The organism is Accumulibacter sp. (genome assembly GCF_036625275.1).
Lineage (GTDB): Bacteria > Pseudomonadota > Gammaproteobacteria > Burkholderiales > Rhodocyclaceae > Accumulibacter.
Genome location: NZ_JAZKUD010000014.1, coordinates 1 through 21,300, shown reverse-complemented (window position 1 = coordinate 21,300; position 21,300 = coordinate 1). Strand labels below are relative to the sequence as shown.

The window sequence follows — 21,300 nt, the reverse complement described above, 5'->3', positions numbered from 1 at the left end:
CGTTTGCGCGCTGCACAGCCTTGCCCTGATCATGGAGTACAGGTGCCACCCATATCCCAATGGGGCTACGCAAAGCTGTTTCCGGAAAAGCAGAAAAGGGCTGACAACCGCAAGGCTGTCAGCCCAGCGTGCTCGACCGATACTATTTGATCTCGACCTTCGCTCCGGCATCCTCGAGAAGTTTCTTGAGAGCTTCGGCATCAGCTTTCGAAATCGACTCCTTGACGGCCTTCGGCGCGCCGTCAACCAGGTCCTTGGCTTCCTTCAGCCCCAGACCCGTAGCTGCGCGAACGACCTTGATCACTTCAACCTTCTTCTCACCAAAACTCGCGAGGATGACGGTAAACTCGGTCTGCTCTTCAACCACTGGTGCAGCCGCACCCGGCGCAGCGACGGCCATCGACGCCGCTGAAACACCAAATTTTTCTTCGAACGCCTTGACCAGGCTGTTCAGTTCCATGACAGTCATCGCGCCAACGGCTTCGAGAATGTCTTCGTGGGTAATAGACATAATTAAAAACTCCTAAATCTGAGTGGACAAAAACAGTACGATCAGGAAACCGCCTCTTCACGTTGCTTGGCCAAAGCAGAAAGCGCACAGGCAAAACCGGTGACCGGTGCCTGCATGACGCCAAGCAGCTGGGCAAGCAGTTCGTTGCGACTCGGAATCGACGCGAGCGCTTGCACGCCTGCCTTGTCCAGAAGCTCGCCGGCAAAACTGCCGCTTCGTAAAATCAGCTTGTCATTGGTTTTTGCAAAGTCGTTGAGCACCTTCGCTGCTGCGACCGGATCCTCCGAGACGCTATAGATCAGCGGCCCGGTCATCTGCTCGGCGAGGCTGGCAAACAGGGTACCCTGCACCGCGCGCCGTACCAGGGTGTTTTTCAGTACCCGCAGATAGACACCCGAGGCACGCGCCTGCGCTCGCAGACGCGTCAGATGAGCCACCGGCAATCCGCTGTACTCGGCCAGCACAACCGTCTGGGCACTAGCCATCTTGGCCGAGACCTCGGCGACGACGACCTTCTTTTCATCAAGATTGAGACCCACAGGCCCTTCTCCTCCCATCAAGTCAACAAACGGCACATCCTGTCGAATGCACCGCACCCACGGCGACCTTGATCAGGGGTTGCAATGAGGGGCGTGCAGCCCATCTCTGACCATCCTTTTCGGAGTACACCGTCTACGCAGGCCGCGAACACAACACTTAAGCCATCGGCAAACGCCTCCAGCACCTGCGGTCTTTGACGATCGATCGGCACTGCGGATGCACCGCCGATCACCCAACAAAGTTCATGAGCGGACCACGCCAGGTAATCCGCTGAATTTCTAAATCGTAGACGCATCCACGCGGATACCCGGCCCCATCGTGCTCGACACCGCGACCCTCCGGACATACTGCCCTCTTGAGGTGGCCGGCTTGGCCTTGATCAGCGCGTCAAGCAGCGCCTTGAGGTTGATTGCCAGTCTGTCGGCTTCAAAGGACGCTCGCCCGATCGTACTGTGAATGATGCCACCCTTGTCGGTACGGTACTGGACCTGTCCGGCCTTGGCATTCTGTACGGCAGTCACCACGTCCATGGTGACCGTGCCGACCTTCGGATTGGGCATCAGGCCACGCGGACCCAGGATCTGACCCAGTTGGCCAACCACGCGCATGGCGTCCGGTGTGGCAATGACCCGATCAAAGTTGATCACGCCAGCCTTGATCTCGGCGGCCAGATCTTCGAAACCGACGACATCGGCGCCAGCCGCCTTGGCAGCAGCGGCTTTTTCGCCCTGGGCAAAAACGGCAATGCGAATCGTCTTGCCGGTCCCGGCCGGCAAGACGACCGAGCCGCGCACGATCTGATCCGACTTGCGAGGATCGACTCCGAGACAAACCGCGACATCAATCGATTCGTCGAACTTCGCTGCTGCGAATTCCTTGCTCAACTTCAGCGCTTCACTGGCGGGATAGAGCTTGCTCGGGTCAATCTTGCCCTTGAGAGCTTTTTGACGTTTGCTCAGCGTTGCCATTTCAGACACCCTCCACGGTAACGCCCATCGTACGGGCACTGCCAGCGATCGTCCGCACCGCTGCATCCATGTCGGCGGCCGTCAGGTCGGGCATCTTCTGCGTTGCAATGGCTTCGCATTGCGCGCGCGTCAGCGTACCTACCTTCGCGGTATGGGGCTTTGGGCTACCCTTTGGAATACCGATGGCTTTCTTGATCAACACCGTCGCCGGCGGTGTCTTCATGATGAAGGTGAAGCTCTTGTCCGCGAAAGCGGTAATCACCACGGGAATGGGCAAGCCTGGCTCCAGGCCCTGCGTCTGGGCGTTGAAGCTCTTGCAGAATTCCATGATGTTCAGACCACGCTGACCCAGCGCCGGACCGATCGGGGGAGACGGATTAGCCTTCCCCGCCGGCACTTGAAGCTTGATATAGCCGATGATTTTCTTTGCCACGGTGGGACTCCTTTATGCGGGTTCAAGCGCGCCTTGCAACAGCGCTCCCCAAACGACAAACGCGGCCTTGTAGCCGCACTACTGCGGCACGTCGAAAACTCTCCCGCGCCGCAACTGATGCTCGCCGGATCAGGCCTTCTCGACTTGCCCAAACTCCAGTTCTACCGGCGTTGGACGACCAAAGATCGTCACCGAGACACGCAAACGGTTTTTCTCGTAATTGACCTGCTCGACTGCGCCATGGAAATCGGTAAAGGGTCCATCCTTAACGCGAACTACCTCACCTGGCTCGAAGAGAACCTTCGGGCGCGGCTTGTCGACGCCGTCCTGCATTTGCTGCATGATTTTTTCGACTTCCTTTTCGGAGATCGGCGTCGGTTTGTTGGCCGTTCCACCAACGAAGCCAGTCACTTTCGGCGTGCTTTTCACGAGGTGCCAGGAGTCGTCGTTCATTTCCATTTCCACCAGCACATAGCCGGGGAAAAACTTCCTCTCGGAAATGCTTTTCTGGCCCATCTTGAGTTCGACCACTTCCTCCACCGGCACCAGAATACGGCCAAACGCATGCTGCATGGCCTGCCGCTGGATACGCTCGAGCAACGCCCGCTGCACGCTCTTCTCGAACCCGGAATAGGCGTGCACCACATACCAGCGCATGCTCATACTTTTCTCCACCCAAGAACCATATCGTACAGGAGCCACTCCAGGCTCTTGTCGGTCAACCAGAGAAAGAGAGCCATCACCACTACGAATGCGAATACCAGCCCGGTGGTCTGCATGGTTTCCTTGCGCGAAGGCCAAACGACCTTTTTTGCCTCATTCGTCGACTCTTTGGCAAAGTCGAAAAAAAGGCGACCCGGCTCCGTTTTCCAGGCGACTCCGGCGGCAAGCCCAGTCCCGGCCAGGACAGCGAGCACACGCAGGATCATCGCTTGGTTGGCAAGCAGGTAAAAGCCGGCGATGCCGGCTACAAGCAGCAATACTGCCAACGCAAACTTGAATTTATCGGCCATTGAGTCCGCTTCGGTTACATGGATGGCAGGGGCAGAGGGAATCGAACCCCCAACCTTCGGTTTTGGAGACCGACGCTCTGCCAGTTGAGCTATGCCCCTGCGGCAGAACTGCGGCAGCTCCGAAAAGCCACCGCTGCACCTTGGCTGGACTTTATTCGATGATTTTCGCCACCACACCGGCGCCGACGGTACGACCCCCTTCGCGGATCGCGAAGCGCAGGCCCTCTTCCATGGCGATCGGAGAAATCAGCTTGACCGTCATCTGCACGTTGTCACCCGGCATCACCATCTCGACCCCTTCCGGCATGGCGATGGCCCCCGTCACGTCGGTCGTGCGGAAATAGAACTGCGGGCGATAGTTGTTGAAGAACGGCGTATGGCGCCCTCCTTCTTCCTTCGACAGGCAGTACACCTCGCCGGTGAAATGCGTGTGCGGCTTGATCGAACCGGGCTTCGCCAACACCTGCCCGCGCTCGACGTCGTCGCGCTTGGTGCCACGCAGCAGGATGCCCACGTTGTCGCCGGCCTGACCCTGATCGAGCAATTTGCGGAACATTTCAACGCCGGTGCAGATCGTCTTGACGGTCGGCCGAATGCCGACAATCTCGACTTCTTCACCCACCTTGATGACTCCCCGCTCAACACGACCCGTGACGACCGTGCCCCGTCCGGAAATCGAGAATACGTCTTCGATCGGCAGCAGAAATGGCTTGTCGATCGCCCGCTGCGGCGCCGGAATGTAGGCATCCAGGGCATCCGCCAGCGCCATCACCGACTGCTCGCCCAGCGGACCCGTATCACCTTCCAGCGCCTTCAGCGCCGAACCCTGGACGATCGGCGTGTCGTCACCCGGAAAATCGTACTTGGACAGCAGCTCGCGCACTTCCATGTCGACCAGTTCCAGCAACTCGGCGTCGTCAACCATGTCGCATTTGTTCAGGTAAACAACCACGTACGGCACACCCACCTGTCGCGCCAGCAGAATGTGCTCGCGCGTCTGCGGCATCGGCCCATCCGCCGCCGAAACCACCAGAATCGCGCCGTCCATCTGCGCCGCACCGGTAATCATGTTCTTGATGTAGTCGGCGTGCCCCGGGCAATCCACATGCGCATAATGGCGCTTGGCTGTCTCGTACTCGACGTGCGCGGTGTTGATCGTGATCCCACGCGCCTTTTCCTCCGGCGCCGCGTCAATCTGGTCGTAAGCCTTCGCCACTCCGCCAAATTTCTTCGCCAGAATCGTCGTGATCGCCGCCGTCAGCGTCGTCTTCCCGTGATCGACGTGCCCAATCGTGCCGACATTGACGTGCGGCTTCGTACGCTCAAATTTTCCCTTGGCCATTTACCGGTCCCCAAGACATAGAAGTTAATAATCTACAGCACCAAACGGTGGTGCCCATGGACAGAATTGAACTGTCGACCTCTCCCTTACCAAGGGAGTGCTCTACCGCTGAGCTACATGGGCATCGCTCGAGAAGCTTAAAGCAAATTTCTGCGGCCAACCTGGAGCGGGTGAAGGGAATCGAACCCTCGTCATAAGCTTGGAAGGCTTCAGCTCTACCATTGAGCTACACCCGCAAAAGCATTGCTCGAAGCACGATTTGACAACATCACCGACAGCGGCATTTTTGTGGAGGGAGAAGGATTCGAACCTTCGAAGGCGGAGCCGTCAGATTTACAGTCTGATCCCGTTGGCCACTTGGGTATCCCTCCAACTAACAACCCATAATTCTGACGCCAGATTAGACATCTGTCAAACAAATTTTTCGAGCAAAGAAAGATTATACCCCTTCCAGGACTTTTGTGGCGCCCCATCAAACACCGGCGCGAGTCTTGCGGCGTGGCCCGGAGGACAGCGCGGGATGCCATTGACGCTCGATCCTGTCTCTCGCAGTGGCCGGCCGATCGGCGCATGCACTTGCTGATCAGAAACTGATCCGTGGCCCTGGCCAATTTTCTTGCAATGGCTCTGCACGGGCGATTGCCAGCGTTGCTGCACACCAGCCCTCGCAAGCATTACGACCCGGGCGACGGCGCCAGATGTTCAGGAACGCCTTGCAACGTGCGTAGAAGTGGAAGAAACACAGCACTCTCCGGCGCTCGGCCAAAGTCAGCGAGTGGGTGCTGCAGATGAGCTTGTCGTCGCTCATGCCACGGTCGGTGAGGGTCACGGCTCCCCACGCGCGAACCCGGAGGCGTGTGCCGAAAGGCAGGCGTGGCCCAAGTACCAGCGCGTCGAGCAAGTCTCCCTCGAGGCCCAGGTAATTCGGCACCGACCCGTAGTTATACGGGCAGGGCAGCGGCGAGACGAAATCGACGCACCCGCTCGATCCGCGCTTGAGGAAACTGCCACGCGGAACCTCGATTACCACCTCGACTTCCGGCACTTCATCTTCGCTGCCGGGTGGCTGGAGGTACTTCACATTCATTGGGCAGTTCCCTCGGCAAATCCAGGTCCGGCAGGTGGCGGCGACGACTTCCGGAACGCGCACCGGCCTTGTCTACGGGACAACGGATCACTCCGTAGATACGGTTGCCGATGCCAGCAAGTTGCGACGCCCCGGAATCGTCAGGTAGATTCGTTTAGCGTTGTACCCGGAACCGGCCAATACGGTCGCTTCGACCTTTCTGGTTGCGGGTCTGTCCTGATACAGTTGATAAATCTGGGTAACCAGCTGGACGTAGTTGCGTGTTTCCGGGTAAGGCGGAATCTTGTTCCTGTATTGTTGCACGGCGCCTTCGCCGGCATTGTAGGCAGCCAGCACCAATTCCTGCTGATTGGGGAACATGCGCTGAAGGTCTCGCAGATAACGCGCGCCCAAACGAATATTGGTTTCCGGTTCGGCCAATTTCTGCTCGATGGTCTTGTTCTTGTCGCCTTGCAAGCCATAGCGCTCGGCTGTTGCCGGCATGACCTGCATCAGGCCAACAGCCCCTCTGGGGGAAATCGCGCCGGGATTGAAACCCGATTCGGCCGCCATGATGGCCTTGAGCAGGGCGGGCTCGATCGAAAATTCATTGCTGGTCACTTTCAGCAATGGCTCGAATTTCTTCAGGTTGGGATGTTTCGACAGATAGCGCAACAGCTCGGGCTTTGCCGGACCAGTCGCCGGAGAGTCAACCGCATCAAACTGTTGGCCGCGCATGAACAACTGATAACGCGCATCAATCTTTTCGGCGGCAAAATGCGCTGCCCCCTGCTCGTCAATATAGCCATAAATATTGGCGTGAGCCCCCACCGAAGCGAGGCCCAGGCCAAGCGTGAGGAGGAAACCGGAAATTTGCATCAGTTGTTGCATCAGCTCCGTACCCATCGGGCGATTTCGGCATGCCAGCCGGAATACACCATTCCGGCGATCATTCCGACGTGCAAGGGAGAGAAACGGTCATCACTTTTCATGATCGGGGAGTACCTGGAAAAAAGCGCTGCGTCATGACCGTCAAGCCCTTTCCCGGACGTTCCGCTCCGTGCAGCGCGAGGAAAGGAGACAGCATTGCTTCCAATAGGGAAAGGATATCTCCAGAAATATCCAGGCGAGCGGGCGAGTATGCCCAGTCCGGGCGGTCGCTGTCAATCGCGATTTCGCACCTTCATCCCTTGACCCTCTCCTGACTGCCGAAGCAGGGAGCTGCAAGTCGCTGACGCAACCTTTTCGATCAGCGCCCGAACTGGTAACTCCAGAGCAGGTCCAGTCCGGTCGCGGAACCGGTATAGCCGGCGAACGAGAGGTTCCGGCTCAGGTTGACAGTCAGTTTGACGATGCTGCCAGCCGTGGTGAGTGACTGTTCGTAGCTGATCAACATGTTCGACGACAGGCGCTTGCCGACGCTGACAATCTGTTCGGTGGTGGTGTCACTGGCGCCAAAGCCGGTCGTGCTGGCAATCCGACTGGTCTGCCGCTGTCCCGATCCGTCGAGCCGGCCTCTGCTGATGCCGAACTCGTCGATTCCCAAACCCCGCTGCACGGCCTTCAGCGGCCCGCCATCCTGGCCGCCGAGAAGGGTTTGCGCGGCGGCCAGCAATACCGACGTGTCCTGCCCGCGCTGTTGATCGGGAGCATGCCCCAGGACCAGCCAGGACAGTTTTTCGGCATCCGGCACATCGGGGTCGGAAACCAGCCGTACGACTGGCCGCCTGGCTGTCCCGGTCACCTCGACGCCGGCCTCGACCGGCAGATTGCTGCGCATGGCGCGGATATTGAGACCGGGGTTATCGAGCAGACCCTGGAAGTTGAGAATGCCGCGCTCGATGTCGAGTTTCTGGCCATAGGCATCGAAACGACCCTCCTCGGTACGGATCGAACCGGTCGCGCGCGGCATCCCGCTGCCTTCGGAACGAACCTTCAGGGCGCCCACCAGACGGCTTTCGACGCCGGCGCCGCGGAAGTGAAAGTGACGCCCGAGGTCGGCTTCGAGGTTCAGCGACACCAGCCGCGCCGGCACCGAAGCCTTCGCCTGGCCGGAACCCTGACGCTTGATCAGCACGTCGTCCGACAATTGCGGCGTACCGCTCCTGGCCAGCTCCCAGTAAGCTGCGTCGAGCTGCAAGCGTCCGATGACGTCGAGCACCCGCTCGCCGAGTTTCAGCTCGGCATCTCCGGAGACGACCACCCACTGATCCGGGCGCTGCAGCACGCCCAGACGTTCCGCATGCAGTTGCAGAACCCCCTCCGAATGTCCTGCGCGCAACTCGCCGCTGGCCTCGATGCGACCGGGTCCGGCGCGCAGCTTGCCGGCATCGATCCCGGAATCGAGCAGCAAGGCGCGCGGCAGTGGCTGCAACTCACTCTCGAATGAGAGCTCCTTGAGCAGCAGGCGAACATCCGCGGCGGCCTCACTGCGCAACTGCAGCAGCAGCTTGCCGCGCTCAAGGCGCATCCCCTGGTCGAGTGCGCGCACAACCAGCCCATCGCCACGCCATTCGCCGTTGAGGCGCGGCTGCGCCGGGGTCCCGGCGAGCCGCATGCTGCCCGACAGACGACCGCCGAGTTGCCAGCCGTCACCAACCAGCGGGCCGGCCCAGGTTAGATCCGGGGCATTCAGTCGCAGCTCTCCACGCCATGGCGCCTGCCGGTCGAGCCAGGCATCGGGTGAACTGGCGGCGCTGAAGTCGACGGCGATTTCGCCGAGCCGCTGGCCGCGCAGCTTGATCTGGCCTTCGTAACGACCGCCACTGGCCAGCAGACTCAAGGTGCCCTCTTCGAGACCCAACGGCAAGTTGCCAATCGTCAGATCACCGCGATCTCGCCACAACCGGATACGCGTTACCGGCAGGATCGTTCGTGAGGTCGCAGACGAGCTGCCGGCAGCTTCGCCAGCACCGATCTCCCATTCGCCGTTGAGACGCAGCGACTCACCATTGCCCCGCACGACCAGCGCTTCGGACCATTCCGGGAACTCGGCCAGCACCGCACCCACCGGCAAGGCGCGCAGACTGCCGGCACTCTGCCAGTGCGACTGCTGGTAACGCAGGCGATCGAGTTGCAAGGACCAGCCGGCGCCGATGAATTCGCCCGGGCCAGCACGGAAGCTGTCGCTGGTCAACTGCAACGGCAGCGCGGCAGCCAGACGGAGGAAGGGAGCATGCTTGTCGACCAGGGAAGAAAGCGTCAACTCGTTCAACGTACCGGCCCAGGTCATGCCGACAGGCTGCGCTGTAAAACCACCGGCCAGCAACAAGCGCAGTTCGCGTCGATGGCCTTGCACCGGCAGGCTGAGCTGTGTGTGCAGGCGGTGCTGGCTGCGCACGCCTTCAGCGTCGACCAGCACGTCGCGCACGACACTTTCCCCGTTCGACAGCTCCAGCCCCACCAGGCGCAGCATGCCAGACAGCTCGCCCTGATGGCCGTTGCCAAGGCGGGCGTTGAGCGTCAGCCCGCGTAGCTGTCCGAAGCCCGGCAGTGCCAGGTGCGCCGATTGCAGATCGGCCGAGACTTCCGGCACCTGCATGCTGCCGCTCAGAACGAAGCGGCCGTTGAGCTCGCCGGCGACACCCAACGGGTCGAGCTTGGGGGCGGCGACCAGCACGGTCAGTTGATCGCCGACGGCGCCGAATGTGCCTTTTGCCGACAGTCGGTTGCCGGCTGCAGTCAACTCGACATCCGCCTTGCGCAGGCGTTGCCCGGCGAGATCGATTTCGCCGTGGCCGGCCAACTGTGCTGCCTTTCCCAGGCGACTGTTCTTCAATTGAAAACCGAGTGCCAGCGCGAGCTGTGGGTGGCGGCTGCCCTGCCCGGCAAACTCGGCATTGAGATGCGCTACTGGTAGCCTGGCGAAACGACTGGGATCGAAATTCTGCAAGCTTCCCTGTACGGCAAACCTGCCACTCTCCGACAGCGCGACCTGGCCGCTGGCAAGCAAGCGGGCGTCGCCGGCGAGCAACTGCAGTGTCTCGACGGTGATTGCGTCGGGATGAACCGCCAGTTTGCTGTGGATCGAGAAATGCGCATCGTGCAATTCGGTTTCGAGTCGCTGGCTGTGCAAACCCAGCGTGGCGTGCAGCGGGCCGGCGAGTTGCGTACGGCGCAGACTGCTGTACAGCGCACTGGCGTCCAGCGAAGTCACCGCCAGACGCAGTGCCAGTTCGTCCGCATGCAGGCGGCCGCTACCCTGCAGACGCCCACCACCGGACACGCGGGCATCGAGATTCGCCAGACGCCACCCGTTTTCCTCGAGAGCGAGGTCGGCCTGCAGCAATGCCACCGGCAGGCGCTGCCGATCTACGGGTCCCGGACGTCGATTGACCACTGTCAGCCGCCCGCCCAGACCCGCCGAGGCATTGCCCTGCGGCTGCAGTTCGGCACGCAGATCGAGCGCAGCCTGTGGAGCACCGTCGATCCAGGCCGCAGGGTCGACGGCCGAAAGCTGGATCACCGCACCCAGAAAAGGCTGTGGCGAAAGCGGCGTGATCCGCGCGGCAATTTCGCCAGCGAAGTTTTCACTCGCCTGAGTCACGCCTGCACGCGCACGGCCTTGCAGGACAAAGTCCTCAAGCCGCCCCTCGGCAGTCAAATCGAAAGCAAGCGCTCGCCCGGCTGCATCGCCTTCGATGCCGGCTTTGGCGGTCAGTGCGAAGGGTGGCTTGGCGGCCAGCGATGCTTCGGCAACGACCCTCAGGCCGCCAATACGCGCCTGCAAATGGGGCAGTCGGTGCAGCAGACCATCGCTCGACAGTTGCGCCTCGATCGCTTCGGCAATTGTCACCGCTTTCCCGTCCGGATGGGCGTGCTCGCCGACTTCGATGCGCCCGACACTCCATTGCCCGACTTCGACCGACAGCGGCCATGCCAGGTTATCGGGCAGCCGCGTGGCTTCGCTGCTGCTGACATGGGCTATCCGCAGGCTCGTGACCCTGAGAAGACCCATCGCCAGACGGCCGCGCAACAGCTCGGCCGGGTGCCAATCGACCTGCAGGCCCTGCACCTGGATATCCAGCGTCTCATCCCGCCAGCGCAGTGACTGCAGGGAAAGTGGCCCGCGCAGCGTGCCTGCCGGCTCGATCAGCGTGAGCTGGCCAGCAGCCAGCCCTTCGATCATCCGGCAGATGACGCGCATCCCCCCCTCGCTGCCGAGCAGCCAGACGGTACCGGCCAATAGCGCCAGCAAGGCCGACAACACGGCCCGCCAGCAGCGCCTGGAGCAGCGTGGCGGCGATTCCTGCGGCGCGACGGGCGGTGTGGCAGTCATTCCTTCGCTCATCTCTCCCAGGTCGTTCAAAAGGGAATCGCCAGCGAGAAATCCAGCCGCAGCTTGCCCTCGCGCTGGCCATAGGCGAGGTCTATGCCGAGCGGTCCGGCTGGACTTCGCCAGCGTGCGCCGACACCATAACCGACCGCGAGATCGATCGCCTGACGATTGTCGACCGCGTTGCCGGCATCGACAAAAACCGCCGCGCCCCAGGTCGGGTTGATCCAGTGCGTGTATTCGCCGCTGATCGTCGCCAGGTAACGTCCGCCGACAGTCGCGTTGCCCTGTTTGACGCCCAGGCTCTGATAGGCGTAGCCGCGTACCGAGTTGCTGCCACCGGCACGAAAAAGGAAATCCTGCGGGATGCCCTGTACGGATGACGCAAAAGTGACCCCCAGCTCACCGCGAAAGAGCAGCGCGTCGTTGGTGCCGAGCGGAATTCCCTGGCTATAGCGCAGATAGGTCCGGACAAAGTCCTGATCGGAAAGCAGTGACTTGCTCCCGCCACCCCACTGAAACTGCAGGGAGACACCCTCGGCGGGATCGAGCGGATCCCTCGCGTGCCGCCAGGTCCAGCCGAGCTGTGCGGTCAGTGCACGCGCAGTGGTGGACGGCGCACCCTGCGGCGATTGTTGTTCCTCCTGCCAGTTGATTCCCAGACGCTGCTCGACGCTGCCGTACTGTTGCAGTCGCGTAGCCCCGACGGCGAAACGGCGAATGCCCAGGTTCTCGATGTCGGAGTGCTCGACTGCCGTACCGACACCGTCACGACGCTGCTCTTCATCCGGCGGCAGGAAAACGTCGGTGTAGGCCGTCTGACGCAATTGTTCGATACGGATGCCGGTATGCAACTCCCAAGCGCGACCGAAAAGATCACTGCTCCGATAAGCGGCTTCGACACGAGCACCGGTGTTGGTGCTGTAACCAGCACCCAAGCTCAACTGGTAAGGCGCACGCTCGCGCAGGTGCACATGCACCGGCGCGCTGACCCGGCCATCTGCAGACATCGCAGCGGCATTGCTACCGCGTTCGAGGGTGACGCTGACCGACGAGAAGTAGGGTGTACTCTGCAAGGCCGCTTGCAAAGCCAGCAGTTTGTCCTCACGGTAGGGTTCGCCAGGCTTGACGCTGCGATTAAAGCGCCCGACCAACTCCTCCGGGTAGCGCTTGAGACCGCTGATCTGCAGTTCGCCGAAGCGGTAGCGTGGACCACTTGCTGCCACGACCGTCAGTTCGACCCGGTGCGCTTCGGGATCGACCTCGGCACGGCTGTCCTGCAAGCGCGCAGCCGCGTAATCGACCGCCAGCAGCTCGGCCAGCAAGGCTTGTTTGGCCTCGTCCCAGTCGGCTTGCCGGAAGGGCTGGCCAGCGGGCAGTTTCCAGGTTCGCTGCAACGACCTTTGCCTCTCGGGGTCGAGATCGCCGACGATCTCGATGTGTACGCTGCCGATCAGCGAGCGCTGGCCGGGATCGACCACCAGCAGCAGCTTGTCGTCGTGCGAGCGTAGCACGACGCGCGGCGAGAAATAGCCTTCGGTCGCCAGCAGCCTGGCGACCTCGCGCTGCATCCGACGCTCGAACGCCGCCTGCGCCGGGACGTCGGCGACATCACCGATTTCCAGGTAGCTGCTCAACACTTCGCGCACTTCTGCAGGCGCCTGCAACTGCGGCACCACGGCGGCGGCAGGCGAGATGGCGGCAAGGCAAAGGGGTACAACGGGGGAAAGGGGTTTATGCATCGCTTGATCAGATACAGACTGGCCGCCTCCCGGCCTTTTCGTCAGGGTGCCGGAGGGCGGAGGCGACACCGCCCGAGCAGCCGAAAGCTGCAACCGCAATCGGCATAGGATAAACCTACCATACGACTGCCGTCATCTATTGTTCAACTACGGAGATTCCACGAGACGATTCGGGCAAGACGGGCACTGACGGCCAGCGCCGCCCGGCTTGCGTCATTCCGGCGAAAGCGGGAATCCATTCGTTCCTCGCGATTCCCTGTTTCTGTAGATTCCCGCTGACGTGGGAATGACGGGACCTGGCAATGGTCGGCAGACGGTATGACGGTATCTCTATGCATGAAAATCGCCTAAGATTCGGGCAATCTGACGATTGTGCGCACGCTGGTGGCCCGACGCACGAATGCCGATCTCCCTTTCGGGATCGAACGAGATTTGGCCACTGTTCGAGGGAGAGAAAAAAATGAATGGTCCGTCCAATCCTCCGGATTCGTCCACCATGGGTGGCTTCAATTCGCTACGCGTCCGCACGCGCATGCAGATTCTCTCGGCGCTGACCTTGTTCGGTCTGCTGCTGCTCTGCCTGGTGGCGCTGCTGCACCTCAAGGACAGCATGCTGGAAGACCGCAAGCAGAAGACCAGGAATCTGGTCGAAGTCGGGGTGGGCGTGCTGACGCATTTCCAGCAGCAGACGCAGGCCGGGAAGTTGAGCGAGGCCGAAGCCAAGGCCGCTGCGATCGCCACGCTGCGAGGTTTGCGTTATGGCGGCAATGACTATTACTTTGGCTTTGACACCCAGCACGTTTATTATCTGTTGCCGACCAAACCTGAATTCGAGGGCCAGAACAAGGCCGATCTCAAGGATGCGCACGGCAAGCTGCTGATTCAGGAACTAGTGAAGGCGGCGGTCGCGGGTGGCGGCTTCGTGGACTATTGGTTCCCCAAGGCCGGGTCGCAGGTGGCCGAGCCGAAACTCTCCTATGTAACCTTGTTCGCGCCGTGGAACTGGGTACTCGGCACAGGTATTTACATCGATGACATCGATGTCGCGTACCGTCGCAGTGCGATGCTGCTGGGTGGCATTGCACTGGCGTTGCTGCTGATGCTCGGGCTGCTGTCGTGGCGGATCAGTCGCAGCATCCTGCGGCAACTCGGCGGCGAGCCCAGCTACGCCGCCGAGGTGACGCGCCGCATTGCTGCCGGCGATCTGACGCAGGAGGTGACCCTGGAAAGCCGCGGAGGGGCCAGCCTGCTGGCCTCGCTGGCCGAAATGCAGGGCCGGCTGGCGCAGGTTTTCGGCCAGCTCGACCAGGCCGCGGTGGGTCTGTCGCGCAACGCCACCGCCCTGTCCAGCGCGGCCGCCGAAATCGGCCGCGCCGCCGAAGCGCAGGCGCAGGCCACTTCAGCGTCGGCAGCGGCGCTGGAAGAAGTTACGGTCAGCATCAACGAAGTGTCGGCCCTGGCCAGTCAGACCGAAACCGGTTCGGAACGTACGGCGACGCTGAGCAGCCAGAGCGTCGCCGCGATCGGCGAGGCGGAAACCGAGATCGACGCCATGTCAGCGGCCGTTGCTTCCTCGTCGCAGCAGGTGGGCGGACTGCTCAAGCGTTCGGAAGAAGTGGGCGGCATCGCCAGCGTGATCCGCGAGATTGCCGACCAGACCAATCTGCTGGCGCTCAACGCAGCCATCGAAGCAGCGCGGGCCGGCGAGCAAGGCCGGGGTTTCGCGGTGGTCGCCGACGAGGTGCGCAAGCTGGCCGAACGTACCGCCAAAGCGACGTATGAAATCGCCCGCGTGATCGAACAGATCCAGGGGGAAACCCGACAGACGGTCGATGGCATGCAGGAAGTGGCGCCGAAGATCGACCGTGCCCTCGCCAAAGTCCATGCGGTCGCCGACATGCTCCAGTCGATCAGCGGGGAAGCCGCCGAGTCGCGCAGCCGTGCCAGCGAAGTCGCAAACGCGACCCGCGAGCAGGCGATTGCCGCCAACGACATCGCTTGCAACGTCGAGCAGGTATCGCAGATGGCCGGAAAGACGACGGCCACCATGCACGTCAATGCCGACAGCGCCGCCGAACTTGACGCCATGGCCAGCGACTTGCGCGCTCAGATTGCCTATTTCCGGGTCAGGTAGGCGACGCCAGGCACGTGGAGCAGCGATTGACCGGGCAGGGTGGTGACCATTGCCGGCCCGCCGGTGGGCCAGGGGTCCCATGAATTCGATCCAGGTCTGGACTTTTCTGCGGCAACTCTATCCGGTGGCCGCCTTTCTCGGCGGTTTCGTCTGGGATGCGCTGACCATCGGCCAGCGCATCCGGGTCGTCGATTTCTGGCGTCTGGGAGCCTTTCTGCTCGGCGCCGCATTGCTGACGCTCTGGCTGGCGCGCCGGGGAGCACGCGGGGTCGCGGCGCCGATGGCCGATCAGTCGCTGCGCGGCCGCTGCCGCTCGCTCGTCTGGCAGGCGCCCTATCTCCTGCTGCAGTTCTTTTTCGGGGGGATTTTCTCGGCGCTTTTCATTCTCTACTTCAAGAGTTCCGGACACCTCGGCACCTGGCTCACCGCGGCCTTTCTCGGCGCCCTTCTAATCGGCAACGAGTTTGCCGGCGACCACTACGGGCAGCGCTTCACGCTGACTTGGGCCTTGTTTGCGCTGAACGCGATCCTGCTCTTCAATTTCGCACTGCCGCATGCCCTGGGCAGCCTGGACCCCCTCTGGTTCTACGCATCGACGGCCGCCGGCTTGATCCTGACGCTGCTCCTGCGCTGGCTGGCGCCAGGACGACCGGGACGCAGCGGCCCGGCCTGGAGCCTGGCTGCGCTGTTGACGCTGGCCTTCAGCCTCGACATGATCGCGCCGGTGCCGCTGGTCAAGCGGCAGATGGCGGTCGGACAGGAGTTCGTACAGGCGGACGGCCGTTACACGCTGCAAATCGAACGGGCGGCGTGGTGGCAAGGGTGGCGCGATCAGGCGAGCACCGTGCATGTGCCGGAAGGCGGCCGTCTGTACGGCGTATCGGCGGTGTTCGCTCCACTCGGCGTGACGGCAGACCTCGAACACCGCTGGGAAGTCCATGCCGCCACGGGCTGGCGGCTGGTCTACCGCCGGCCTTTCCAGAGCACGGGCGGCCGTGATCGCGGCTTTCGTGGCTACTCATGGGTACTCAACCCTCCGCCCGGCGACTGGCGTTTCATCGTCGCCACCCAGGATGGCCGGACGATCGACATTCTGCGCGTGACGGTCGAGCGCGGTGCGCCGCCTCGCGAAGAAGTACGTATCCGGGATTTCAACTGAATCTGCGCCGACCGGCGGCAGATCAGCCCATACCCTTATACACAATTTACCCTGGAGCCGCCTGACGGATGAACTGGAGACCGAAGACGCAGTTCATGACGTGCTGCAACCCGATCCAGGTCATCAAAAAGCGGCCCTCGGGCCGCTTGCTACGATCCAGGCTGAAAGGAGCCTAGTGGGCCTTGCGTCGGATGACGCCCAGCCCTGCCAGTGTTATTGCGACCAGTGCCAGTGACGCCGGTTCAGGAACTTGGGCGTTTGACCAGTGGGCGACGTACGGCACGGTTGTCGGGGTCGGGCTGCCTAGAGCGGGGTCAGCAAAGTTGTAGGCCTGCATGATGGTGGCCGAAAAGTGATCGGCGTCGATGGTGGTGTCTTCGTAGACCTGGGCGCCGTTCACGCGGTAGAGGAGTGATGTGGCGGTCATCTCGATGTCGAATGAGGTCCAGGCGTCAGGGGCGATCGTGTTGACGAGGTCGACCCATCCACCAGCATCAGCGTCCCAAACGCGCAGGCGTGCGCTGTTTCCATAATTGGTGAATCCAATGATGCCGTAGTCCGTCACACCTCCACTGTCAGAACCGACAGCCCACATGTCTGTACGCACGTAGCCATTGAGGCTGTTGAGCCAACTGGCGTTGATGAATAGGTCAGCGCTCAGGACCGATCCCGCGCCACCGGCGATTGCAGTCTGTTTGCCTTGCGTGTTGTAGAAAGTGCTGTTCTGCCCCGTACCGGCACGGTTGTTCAGATCACCGCTGCTGTCAATACCGATGCCGAGCACATTGCTGCGGCCCTGATAGGTGCCGACATTGCCAAAGCTTGCCGGTGCGTATCGGTCTGTCACCCAACCAGTGGGTGCCGTGGCGAAGTCAGGCATTACAGGGGCTGCGAACACAGCTTGTCCCCATGTGCCTGCAGTCAGAGCGACCGCGGTCCAGCGCATCAGGTTCGCGAAATTGAATGTCATGGAATATCTCCGTCGGTATTGGTTTGAGATGCTGCCGCGCTTGGCGACGATTGGCAAGAGAAGCACCTGCTCCCCCGTCCTATCAACCGTCAAGCACGAACTGTGCCATTTTCACAAAATTATTCTGCGTGTTCTTTAATGCAGGTACTTAGGGTCTGCCTGCCATAAAGAATCACGGTCATGTGCAACGCAGCATCGGGTGATCTGTAAAAAATCCCGACACCCGGCTGGCATCAGGCCATCATGAGTCAATCGGAGGAATCGCGTTCTCGACCGGGTTGTTGTCGATCGGATAAAAGCCGTTCATGGCGTAACGGGCCAGAGCTGGGCAGATCTGCAGACTGTACGTTGGCCAGCGATCCGGTTCAATACCGCAGGAATTCCTGACGCGTCTGCGCCCAGGACTCCTCGTCGCTGCGGCACAGGGCGTCGAGGTCGGCTGGCGTCGCGGCCGGGTCATCAACCCACTCGCGCAGCAAGGGCGAACCGTTGATCAGGTCAATGGCCAGGCGATCGAATTCGTATTCGTAGGCAAAATCGCGCCACAGTGGATAGTCCGGCTGGAGTTGCCGCAGTGCCTTGAAAGCCAGGCTCTGCAGGCGCCAGGGGCGAAAACTGGCGTGTTGGTAGCCGCCATCGTCGACATGGATCTGCACGCCGTGGCAGAGTTGCCCGGCGTGTTTGTGGAAAGTCGGTTCGAACCAGCATTCGCGCAGTCGGCAGCCGTGCAGCCAGTGCCCTGCGAGCGACTCCATGGTCAGCAGCAGTTGGCGCGCGTCGATGTCCGGTGCGCCAAAAAGCTCCAGCGGACGCGTCGTACCCCGGCCTTCGGAGAGCGTGCTGCCTTCGAGCATCACCGTGCCGGCATAACAACGCGCCATCGACAGGTTCGGGGCGTTCGGGCTGGGGTTGATCCAGCATCGACCGCCGAGCGGCCAGCCATAACCGGGCGCCGCATCGGGGCACCAGCCCTGCATGGTGATCACCGTGCAGTCCAGGTCGAGCGCAAGGCGGCGGATGAACCAGCCGGCGAGTTCGCCCATCGTCAGACCGTGCCGCATCGGCAGTGGCCCGGCGCCGACGAAGCTCTCCCAGCCGGGACGCAGCAGCAGTCCCTCCAACGGACGTCCTGCCGGGTTGGGGCGATCAAGGATCCATACCGCCTTGCCGTGCTCGGTAGCGGCTTCGAGAACGTAGCGCAAGGTGGTGATGAAGGTGTAGATGCGGCAGCCGAGGTCCTGCAGGTCGACCAGCAGCACGTCGAAAGTCGCCATCATCGCCGGCGTCGGCCGCCGCACGGCGCCGTACAGGCTGAACACCGGAATGTGGTGCAGCGGGTCGAGAAACTCGGGCGACTCGACCATGTTGTCCTGCTTGTCGCCGCGCAAGCCATGCTGGGGGCCGAAGGCTGCGGTAAGCTGCAGATCGGGCAAGGCGGCCAGGGCGTCGAGGGCATGCCTCAGATCGGCGCTGACCGACGCCGGATGCGCCAGCAGGGCCAAACGACGGCCGTGCAGGGGCCGGCGCAAGACCGGGTCGGTGAGCAGGCGATCGAGTCCGAATTGCAGGGCGGGCATTTTGGATTCCTTCAGCTTGACTCGTGCGGCGGCGCCAGCTCGAGAGCAAAGCCGTCGCGGTGGTGAAAATCGGGCAAGGCCGCCGGATGATGCAAAGCCCAGTAGCTATGACTGCCGTCGATGATGTCGGCGGCTTCGACCACGGCGGACAGACCGATCTGAAGCGTTGCCGTGGCGGCTCGCGGCGGCAGCACGGCAGCAGCAATGACGGCTTCGAGTTCCAGGCGGCCGGCGAACAGCCTGGCGGTGATCTGCGGCGGCACCAGCAGGGTCCGACTGTCGTCGCGCTGGCGGTAGCCGGAAAACGCGTACGCCACCCATTGACCCGACGGCGAAAAGTTGAATTCGTGGTAGCCGGTCTCGCCAAGGACGCCGACGAAGGCCTCGAAACAGGTGTGCTCCCACAGTCCATCGACAGGTTCGGAAGGCTGTGGCACCGGAATCCGCAGGCGAGCCAGGTCACCGCGCAGGCAGTAGGCCAGGGCAATGCCTCCATCGGCAGTACGCGCCGCATGCACTTCGATCGTGCGCACCACCGGAGCAGGGGTTGCCGGATGGCGACGCAGGGTCAGCGTGAATTCGCCTGGAAACATCGAAGGGAGGCGACAGGGTTCATCGGCGTTCGCCGGCACACTCGGCACAGCGGCCACACAGATCGAGTTCGATGCGCGACAGACAGAAGCCTTCCGGCAGACTGGGCGGCACCGGCGGAGCCGCGTCGAGGCAGAATACCCGCCCGCAGTCTTCGCAACGGAAATGGGTATGGGCGGCATGCTCACCGCCAGCGGCGAGCGAATAGCGGAAGGTCCGCTGTGCATCGGTCGTGCGGTGCGCGAGTCCGCTCTCGACCAGCCAGTCGAGTACCCGATAGAGCGTCACCCGATCGATGGCCAGATCGCCGAGCGCCTGCTCGATCTGGTGGTGGGTCAGCGCCGCCGGCGCAGAGCGCAGCAGCCGCAGGACCCGCACCCGCGCCGGGGTGGCGCGCGCGCCCGTGCGGCGAATCAGCAGGACGGCGGTTTCTGCTTCTGTCGCAGTCTCGACAGGGGTGGCATGGGGAAGCATCATGGCTACGAATTTAATCACAGCCTGCCCATCGAGGCTACACCGTTGCAAATGTCGTGTAGGGAACAAGTAATCTGTGTCCTTTCGGCAAAGCTGCATGAAATCGCTGCGCCGGTCTGGTAGCGTGGTAGGCCCGTGTTTGCTGATCGAGAGGCCTCCCGATGCCGCAGTCCCTTCCCTTCGCCGACCCGCAGCTGGCCGATGCCGCGGCCGCTCTTGCCGAATGGCGGAGCACCCTTCCTCGCAGTTCTCGCATCCCGGAAGACCTGTGGTCGCGAGCGACCGAACTTGCCGAGCGGCACGGCGTCGCCAAAGTCGCTGGTGCCCTGAAGCTCGACTACACCAGCCTGAAGCGCCGGCTGACCGCCACGGCCCAGAGACCGACCGAAGGCGAGCGGACATCGCCGCAGTCACCGGCCTTCGTTGAACTGAACTTTGGTTTGCCGCTTGCCACGCCCGCTTGCGTCATGGTTCTCTCTGACCGACACGGCCGGGCGCTGCGGATCGAGCTGCCGCGTGCGGCCAGCCGTGACATCACCGAGGTCGCGCGCAGCCTCTGGCAGACGCGGCCGTGATCGCGCTGACCCCGCGCCTGCGCGTCTGGGTCGCCGCCGAGCCGGCCGACTTTCGCTGCGGCATCGACGGTCTCGCTCGACGCGTGCGTCAGATACTGACCGAAGACCCGTTTAGCGGTGCGCTGTTCGTCTTTCGCAACCGCCGGCGCACGGCGGTCAAACTCCTGGTTGATGAGGGTCAAGGCTTCTGGCTGTGTCAGAAGCGCCTGTCGCAGGGCCGCTTCCGCTTCTGGCCCAACGAGTCGCCGGGACAGGTCCTCGCGCCGCACGCCTGGGCGGTGCTGCTCTCGGGAGGCGACTACGCGGCGGCCGGGGGGATGCCGCAGTGGCGGGCAATCGCTTGACGCTTACGTTCCAAACCCGGAGCCGGTATCAGGGTTTGCGTGCCCACCATCCTTTGCGACCGCGGCCGTACGGTCACCACCGACGACCTGGAAACCATCCGTGCCCTGCTCGAAGCGCATCCCGAAGCCAGTCGTCGGGCGTTCTCGCAACGCCTGTGCGAACACGGGGACTGGCGCCAGTCCCATGGCGCGTTGCGCGACAGGGTCTGCCGCAGCCTGCTGCTCGCCCTGCACCGGGCCGAGCCCATCCGACTGCCCGCGGTGCGCCACCGGCCGCCGAACAACGCCATCGCCCGGCGCCGACCGATGGCGGTAGAGGTGGACAGCACGCCGCTGGAATGCCGTCTCGGCGCCCTGCGCCCGGTTGAACTACTGGCGGTTCGCCGCACCCCGCTGGAGAGACTCTTCGACCACCTGATCGCCGACTCCCATGACCTTGGCCCGATGCAGGGCGTCGGTGAGCGTAAGCGTTCAGCGCACCCACCTCTGGGTGCGCACAATCACTCTGGTTTTTTGAGAGGCAACAACTCGTCGATGCGGCTATACGGCCAAGAGGGGAGTTTCTCCAGGGTGTTGGTAAGCCAAG

General features: G+C 62.4%; 19 protein-coding genes, 4 tRNA genes and 1 pseudogene. 5 read left to right on the top strand and 19 right to left on the bottom strand.

Features of this window, described 5'->3' with window-relative positions:
- Positions 1 to 142: 142 nt before the first annotated feature.
- From rplL to V5B39_RS07575, 15 genes are all read right to left on the bottom strand, one after another.
- The gene (gene rplL, locus V5B39_RS07645; RefSeq protein WP_034951968.1) at positions 143 to 511 is read right to left on the bottom strand and encodes a 50S ribosomal protein L7/L12; all 369 of its coding nucleotides are present in this window, start codon (positions 509 to 511) and stop codon (positions 143 to 145) included.
- 41 nt (positions 512 to 552) lie between these two features.
- Complete coding sequence (gene rplJ / locus V5B39_RS07640; RefSeq protein WP_332342316.1) at positions 553 to 1,050, bottom strand: 50S ribosomal protein L10; 498 nt, start codon at positions 1,048 to 1,050, stop codon at positions 553 to 555.
- 279 nt (positions 1,051 to 1,329) lie between these two features.
- Positions 1,330 to 2,019 (bottom strand): 50S ribosomal protein L1, encoded by a 690-nt coding sequence (gene rplA, locus V5B39_RS07635; RefSeq protein WP_332342315.1) that lies wholly within the window; start codon positions 2,017 to 2,019, stop codon positions 1,330 to 1,332.
- A gap of 1 nt (position 2,020) precedes the next feature.
- On the bottom strand, positions 2,021 to 2,452 hold the full coding sequence (gene rplK / locus V5B39_RS07630) for a 50S ribosomal protein L11 (protein WP_332342314.1): 432 nt from the start codon (positions 2,450 to 2,452) through the stop codon (positions 2,021 to 2,023).
- A 129-nt stretch (positions 2,453 to 2,581) separates the two neighbouring features.
- Positions 2,582 to 3,115 (bottom strand): transcription termination/antitermination protein NusG, encoded by a 534-nt coding sequence (gene nusG / locus V5B39_RS07625; protein ID WP_034923868.1) that lies wholly within the window; start codon positions 3,113 to 3,115, stop codon positions 2,582 to 2,584.
- Positions 3,112 to 3,465, bottom strand: a complete 354-nt coding sequence (gene secE / locus V5B39_RS07620; protein ID WP_332342313.1) for a preprotein translocase subunit SecE — start codon at positions 3,463 to 3,465, stop codon at positions 3,112 to 3,114. The genes nusG and secE overlap by 4 nt, the downstream gene beginning before the upstream one ends.
- Positions 3,466 to 3,488: 23 nt before the next feature.
- A tRNA-Trp gene (locus V5B39_RS07615) sits at positions 3,489 to 3,564 on the bottom strand.
- 52 nt (positions 3,565 to 3,616) lie between these two features.
- Positions 3,617 to 4,807, bottom strand: coding sequence for an elongation factor Tu (gene tuf / locus V5B39_RS07610; protein WP_332342312.1), 1,191 nt, complete (start codon positions 4,805 to 4,807; stop codon positions 3,617 to 3,619).
- A 48-nt stretch (positions 4,808 to 4,855) separates the two neighbouring features.
- Positions 4,856 to 4,930, bottom strand: a tRNA-Thr gene (locus V5B39_RS07605).
- 39 nt (positions 4,931 to 4,969) lie between these two features.
- Positions 4,970 to 5,043 (bottom strand) — tRNA-Gly (locus tag V5B39_RS07600).
- 53 nt (positions 5,044 to 5,096) lie between these two features.
- Positions 5,097 to 5,178 (bottom strand) — tRNA-Tyr (locus tag V5B39_RS07595).
- A gap of 212 nt (positions 5,179 to 5,390) precedes the next feature.
- Complete coding sequence (locus tag V5B39_RS07590; protein WP_332342311.1) at positions 5,391 to 5,894, bottom strand: inorganic diphosphatase; 504 nt, start codon at positions 5,892 to 5,894, stop codon at positions 5,391 to 5,393.
- An 87-nt stretch (positions 5,895 to 5,981) separates the two neighbouring features.
- Positions 5,982 to 6,779 carry a lytic transglycosylase domain-containing protein gene (locus tag V5B39_RS07585; RefSeq protein ID WP_332342310.1) on the bottom strand — a complete coding sequence of 266 codons (798 nt, stop codon included), beginning with the start codon at positions 6,777 to 6,779 and terminating at the stop codon, positions 5,982 to 5,984.
- 343 nt (positions 6,780 to 7,122) lie between these two features.
- On the bottom strand, positions 7,123 to 11,151 hold the full coding sequence (locus V5B39_RS07580; RefSeq protein WP_332342309.1) for a translocation/assembly module TamB domain-containing protein: 4,029 nt from the start codon (positions 11,149 to 11,151) through the stop codon (positions 7,123 to 7,125).
- Between the two features lie 26 nt (positions 11,152 to 11,177).
- Positions 11,178 to 12,890 (bottom strand): autotransporter assembly complex protein TamA, encoded by a 1,713-nt coding sequence (locus V5B39_RS07575; protein ID WP_332342308.1) that lies wholly within the window; start codon positions 12,888 to 12,890, stop codon positions 11,178 to 11,180.
- A 460-nt stretch (positions 12,891 to 13,350) separates the two neighbouring features.
- Here V5B39_RS07575 and V5B39_RS07570 point away from each other — a divergent pair, with 460 nt between their 5' ends.
- Together V5B39_RS07570 and V5B39_RS07565 are read left to right on the top strand one after the other, a co-directional pair.
- Positions 13,351 to 15,024: a methyl-accepting chemotaxis protein gene (locus tag V5B39_RS07570; RefSeq protein ID WP_332342307.1), complete on the top strand. Its 1,674-nt coding sequence runs from the start codon at positions 13,351 to 13,353 to the stop codon at positions 15,022 to 15,024.
- Between the two features lie 79 nt (positions 15,025 to 15,103).
- On the top strand, positions 15,104 to 16,183 hold the full coding sequence (locus V5B39_RS07565) for a DUF2914 domain-containing protein (RefSeq protein WP_332342306.1): 1,080 nt from the start codon (positions 15,104 to 15,106) through the stop codon (positions 16,181 to 16,183).
- Positions 16,184 to 16,355: 172 nt separating this feature from the next.
- On the opposite strand, the gene V5B39_RS07560 is transcribed toward V5B39_RS07565, so the two are convergent.
- From V5B39_RS07560 to V5B39_RS07545, 4 genes are all read right to left on the bottom strand, one after another.
- The gene (locus V5B39_RS07560; protein WP_332342305.1) at positions 16,356 to 17,153 is read right to left on the bottom strand and encodes a PEP-CTERM sorting domain-containing protein; all 798 of its coding nucleotides are present in this window, start codon (positions 17,151 to 17,153) and stop codon (positions 16,356 to 16,358) included.
- A gap of 365 nt (positions 17,154 to 17,518) precedes the next feature.
- Complete coding sequence (locus V5B39_RS07555; protein ID WP_332342304.1) at positions 17,519 to 18,730, bottom strand: exo-beta-N-acetylmuramidase NamZ family protein; 1,212 nt, start codon at positions 18,728 to 18,730, stop codon at positions 17,519 to 17,521.
- A gap of 11 nt (positions 18,731 to 18,741) precedes the next feature.
- Complete coding sequence (locus V5B39_RS07550; protein ID WP_332342303.1) at positions 18,742 to 19,323, bottom strand: DOMON-like domain-containing protein; 582 nt, start codon at positions 19,321 to 19,323, stop codon at positions 18,742 to 18,744.
- Positions 19,324 to 19,342: 19 nt separating this feature from the next.
- Positions 19,343 to 19,798, bottom strand: coding sequence for a Fur family transcriptional regulator (locus V5B39_RS07545; RefSeq protein WP_332342302.1), 456 nt, complete (start codon positions 19,796 to 19,798; stop codon positions 19,343 to 19,345).
- Between the two features lie 158 nt (positions 19,799 to 19,956).
- On the opposite strand from V5B39_RS07545, the gene V5B39_RS07540 reads away from it, so the two are divergent.
- From V5B39_RS07540 to V5B39_RS07530, 3 genes and pseudogenes are all read left to right on the top strand, one after another.
- The gene (locus V5B39_RS07540; protein WP_332342301.1) at positions 19,957 to 20,370 is read left to right on the top strand and encodes a hypothetical protein; all 414 of its coding nucleotides are present in this window, start codon (positions 19,957 to 19,959) and stop codon (positions 20,368 to 20,370) included.
- On the top strand, positions 20,367 to 20,714 hold the full coding sequence (gene tnpB / locus V5B39_RS07535) for an IS66 family insertion sequence element accessory protein TnpB (protein WP_332342300.1): 348 nt from the start codon (positions 20,367 to 20,369) through the stop codon (positions 20,712 to 20,714). The genes V5B39_RS07540 and tnpB overlap by 4 nt, the downstream gene beginning before the upstream one ends.
- A gap of 39 nt (positions 20,715 to 20,753) precedes the next feature.
- Positions 20,754 to 21,300: pseudogene (locus V5B39_RS07530) on the top strand (hypothetical protein); the annotation flags it as partial.

Excerpts from the sequence above, each read along its gene's own strand:
- rplL (WP_034951968.1), bottom strand. The coding sequence starts at position 511 with ATGTCTATTACCCACGAAGACATTCTCGAAGCCGTTGGCGCGATGACT.
- rplA (WP_332342315.1), bottom strand. The coding sequence starts at position 2,019 with ATGGCAACGCTGAGCAAACGTCAAAAAGCTCTCAAGGGCAAGATTGAC.
- nusG (WP_034923868.1), bottom strand. The coding sequence starts at position 3,115 with ATGAGCATGCGCTGGTATGTGGTGCACGCCTATTCCGGGTTCGAGAAG.
- secE (WP_332342313.1), bottom strand. The coding sequence starts at position 3,465 with ATGGCCGATAAATTCAAGTTTGCGTTGGCAGTATTGCTGCTTGTAGCC.
- tuf (WP_332342312.1), bottom strand. The coding sequence starts at position 4,807 with ATGGCCAAGGGAAAATTTGAGCGTACGAAGCCGCACGTCAATGTCGGC.
- V5B39_RS07590 (WP_332342311.1), bottom strand. The coding sequence starts at position 5,894 with ATGAATGTGAAGTACCTCCAGCCACCCGGCAGCGAAGATGAAGTGCCG.
- V5B39_RS07585 (WP_332342310.1), bottom strand. The coding sequence starts at position 6,779 with ATGGGTACGGAGCTGATGCAACAACTGATGCAAATTTCCGGTTTCCTC.
- V5B39_RS07580 (WP_332342309.1), bottom strand. The coding sequence starts at position 11,151 with ATGACTGCCACACCGCCCGTCGCGCCGCAGGAATCGCCGCCACGCTGC.
- V5B39_RS07575 (WP_332342308.1), bottom strand. The coding sequence starts at position 12,890 with ATGCATAAACCCCTTTCCCCCGTTGTACCCCTTTGCCTTGCCGCCATC.
- V5B39_RS07570 (WP_332342307.1), top strand. The coding sequence starts at position 13,351 with ATGAATGGTCCGTCCAATCCTCCGGATTCGTCCACCATGGGTGGCTTC.
- V5B39_RS07565 (WP_332342306.1), top strand. The coding sequence starts at position 15,104 with ATGAATTCGATCCAGGTCTGGACTTTTCTGCGGCAACTCTATCCGGTG.
- V5B39_RS07560 (WP_332342305.1), bottom strand. The coding sequence starts at position 17,153 with ATGACATTCAATTTCGCGAACCTGATGCGCTGGACCGCGGTCGCTCTG.
- V5B39_RS07555 (WP_332342304.1), bottom strand. The coding sequence starts at position 18,730 with ATGCCCGCCCTGCAATTCGGACTCGATCGCCTGCTCACCGACCCGGTC.
- V5B39_RS07550 (WP_332342303.1), bottom strand. The coding sequence starts at position 19,323 with ATGTTTCCAGGCGAATTCACGCTGACCCTGCGTCGCCATCCGGCAACC.
- V5B39_RS07545 (WP_332342302.1), bottom strand. The coding sequence starts at position 19,798 with ATGATGCTTCCCCATGCCACCCCTGTCGAGACTGCGACAGAAGCAGAA.
- V5B39_RS07540 (WP_332342301.1), top strand. The coding sequence starts at position 19,957 with ATGCCGCAGTCCCTTCCCTTCGCCGACCCGCAGCTGGCCGATGCCGCG.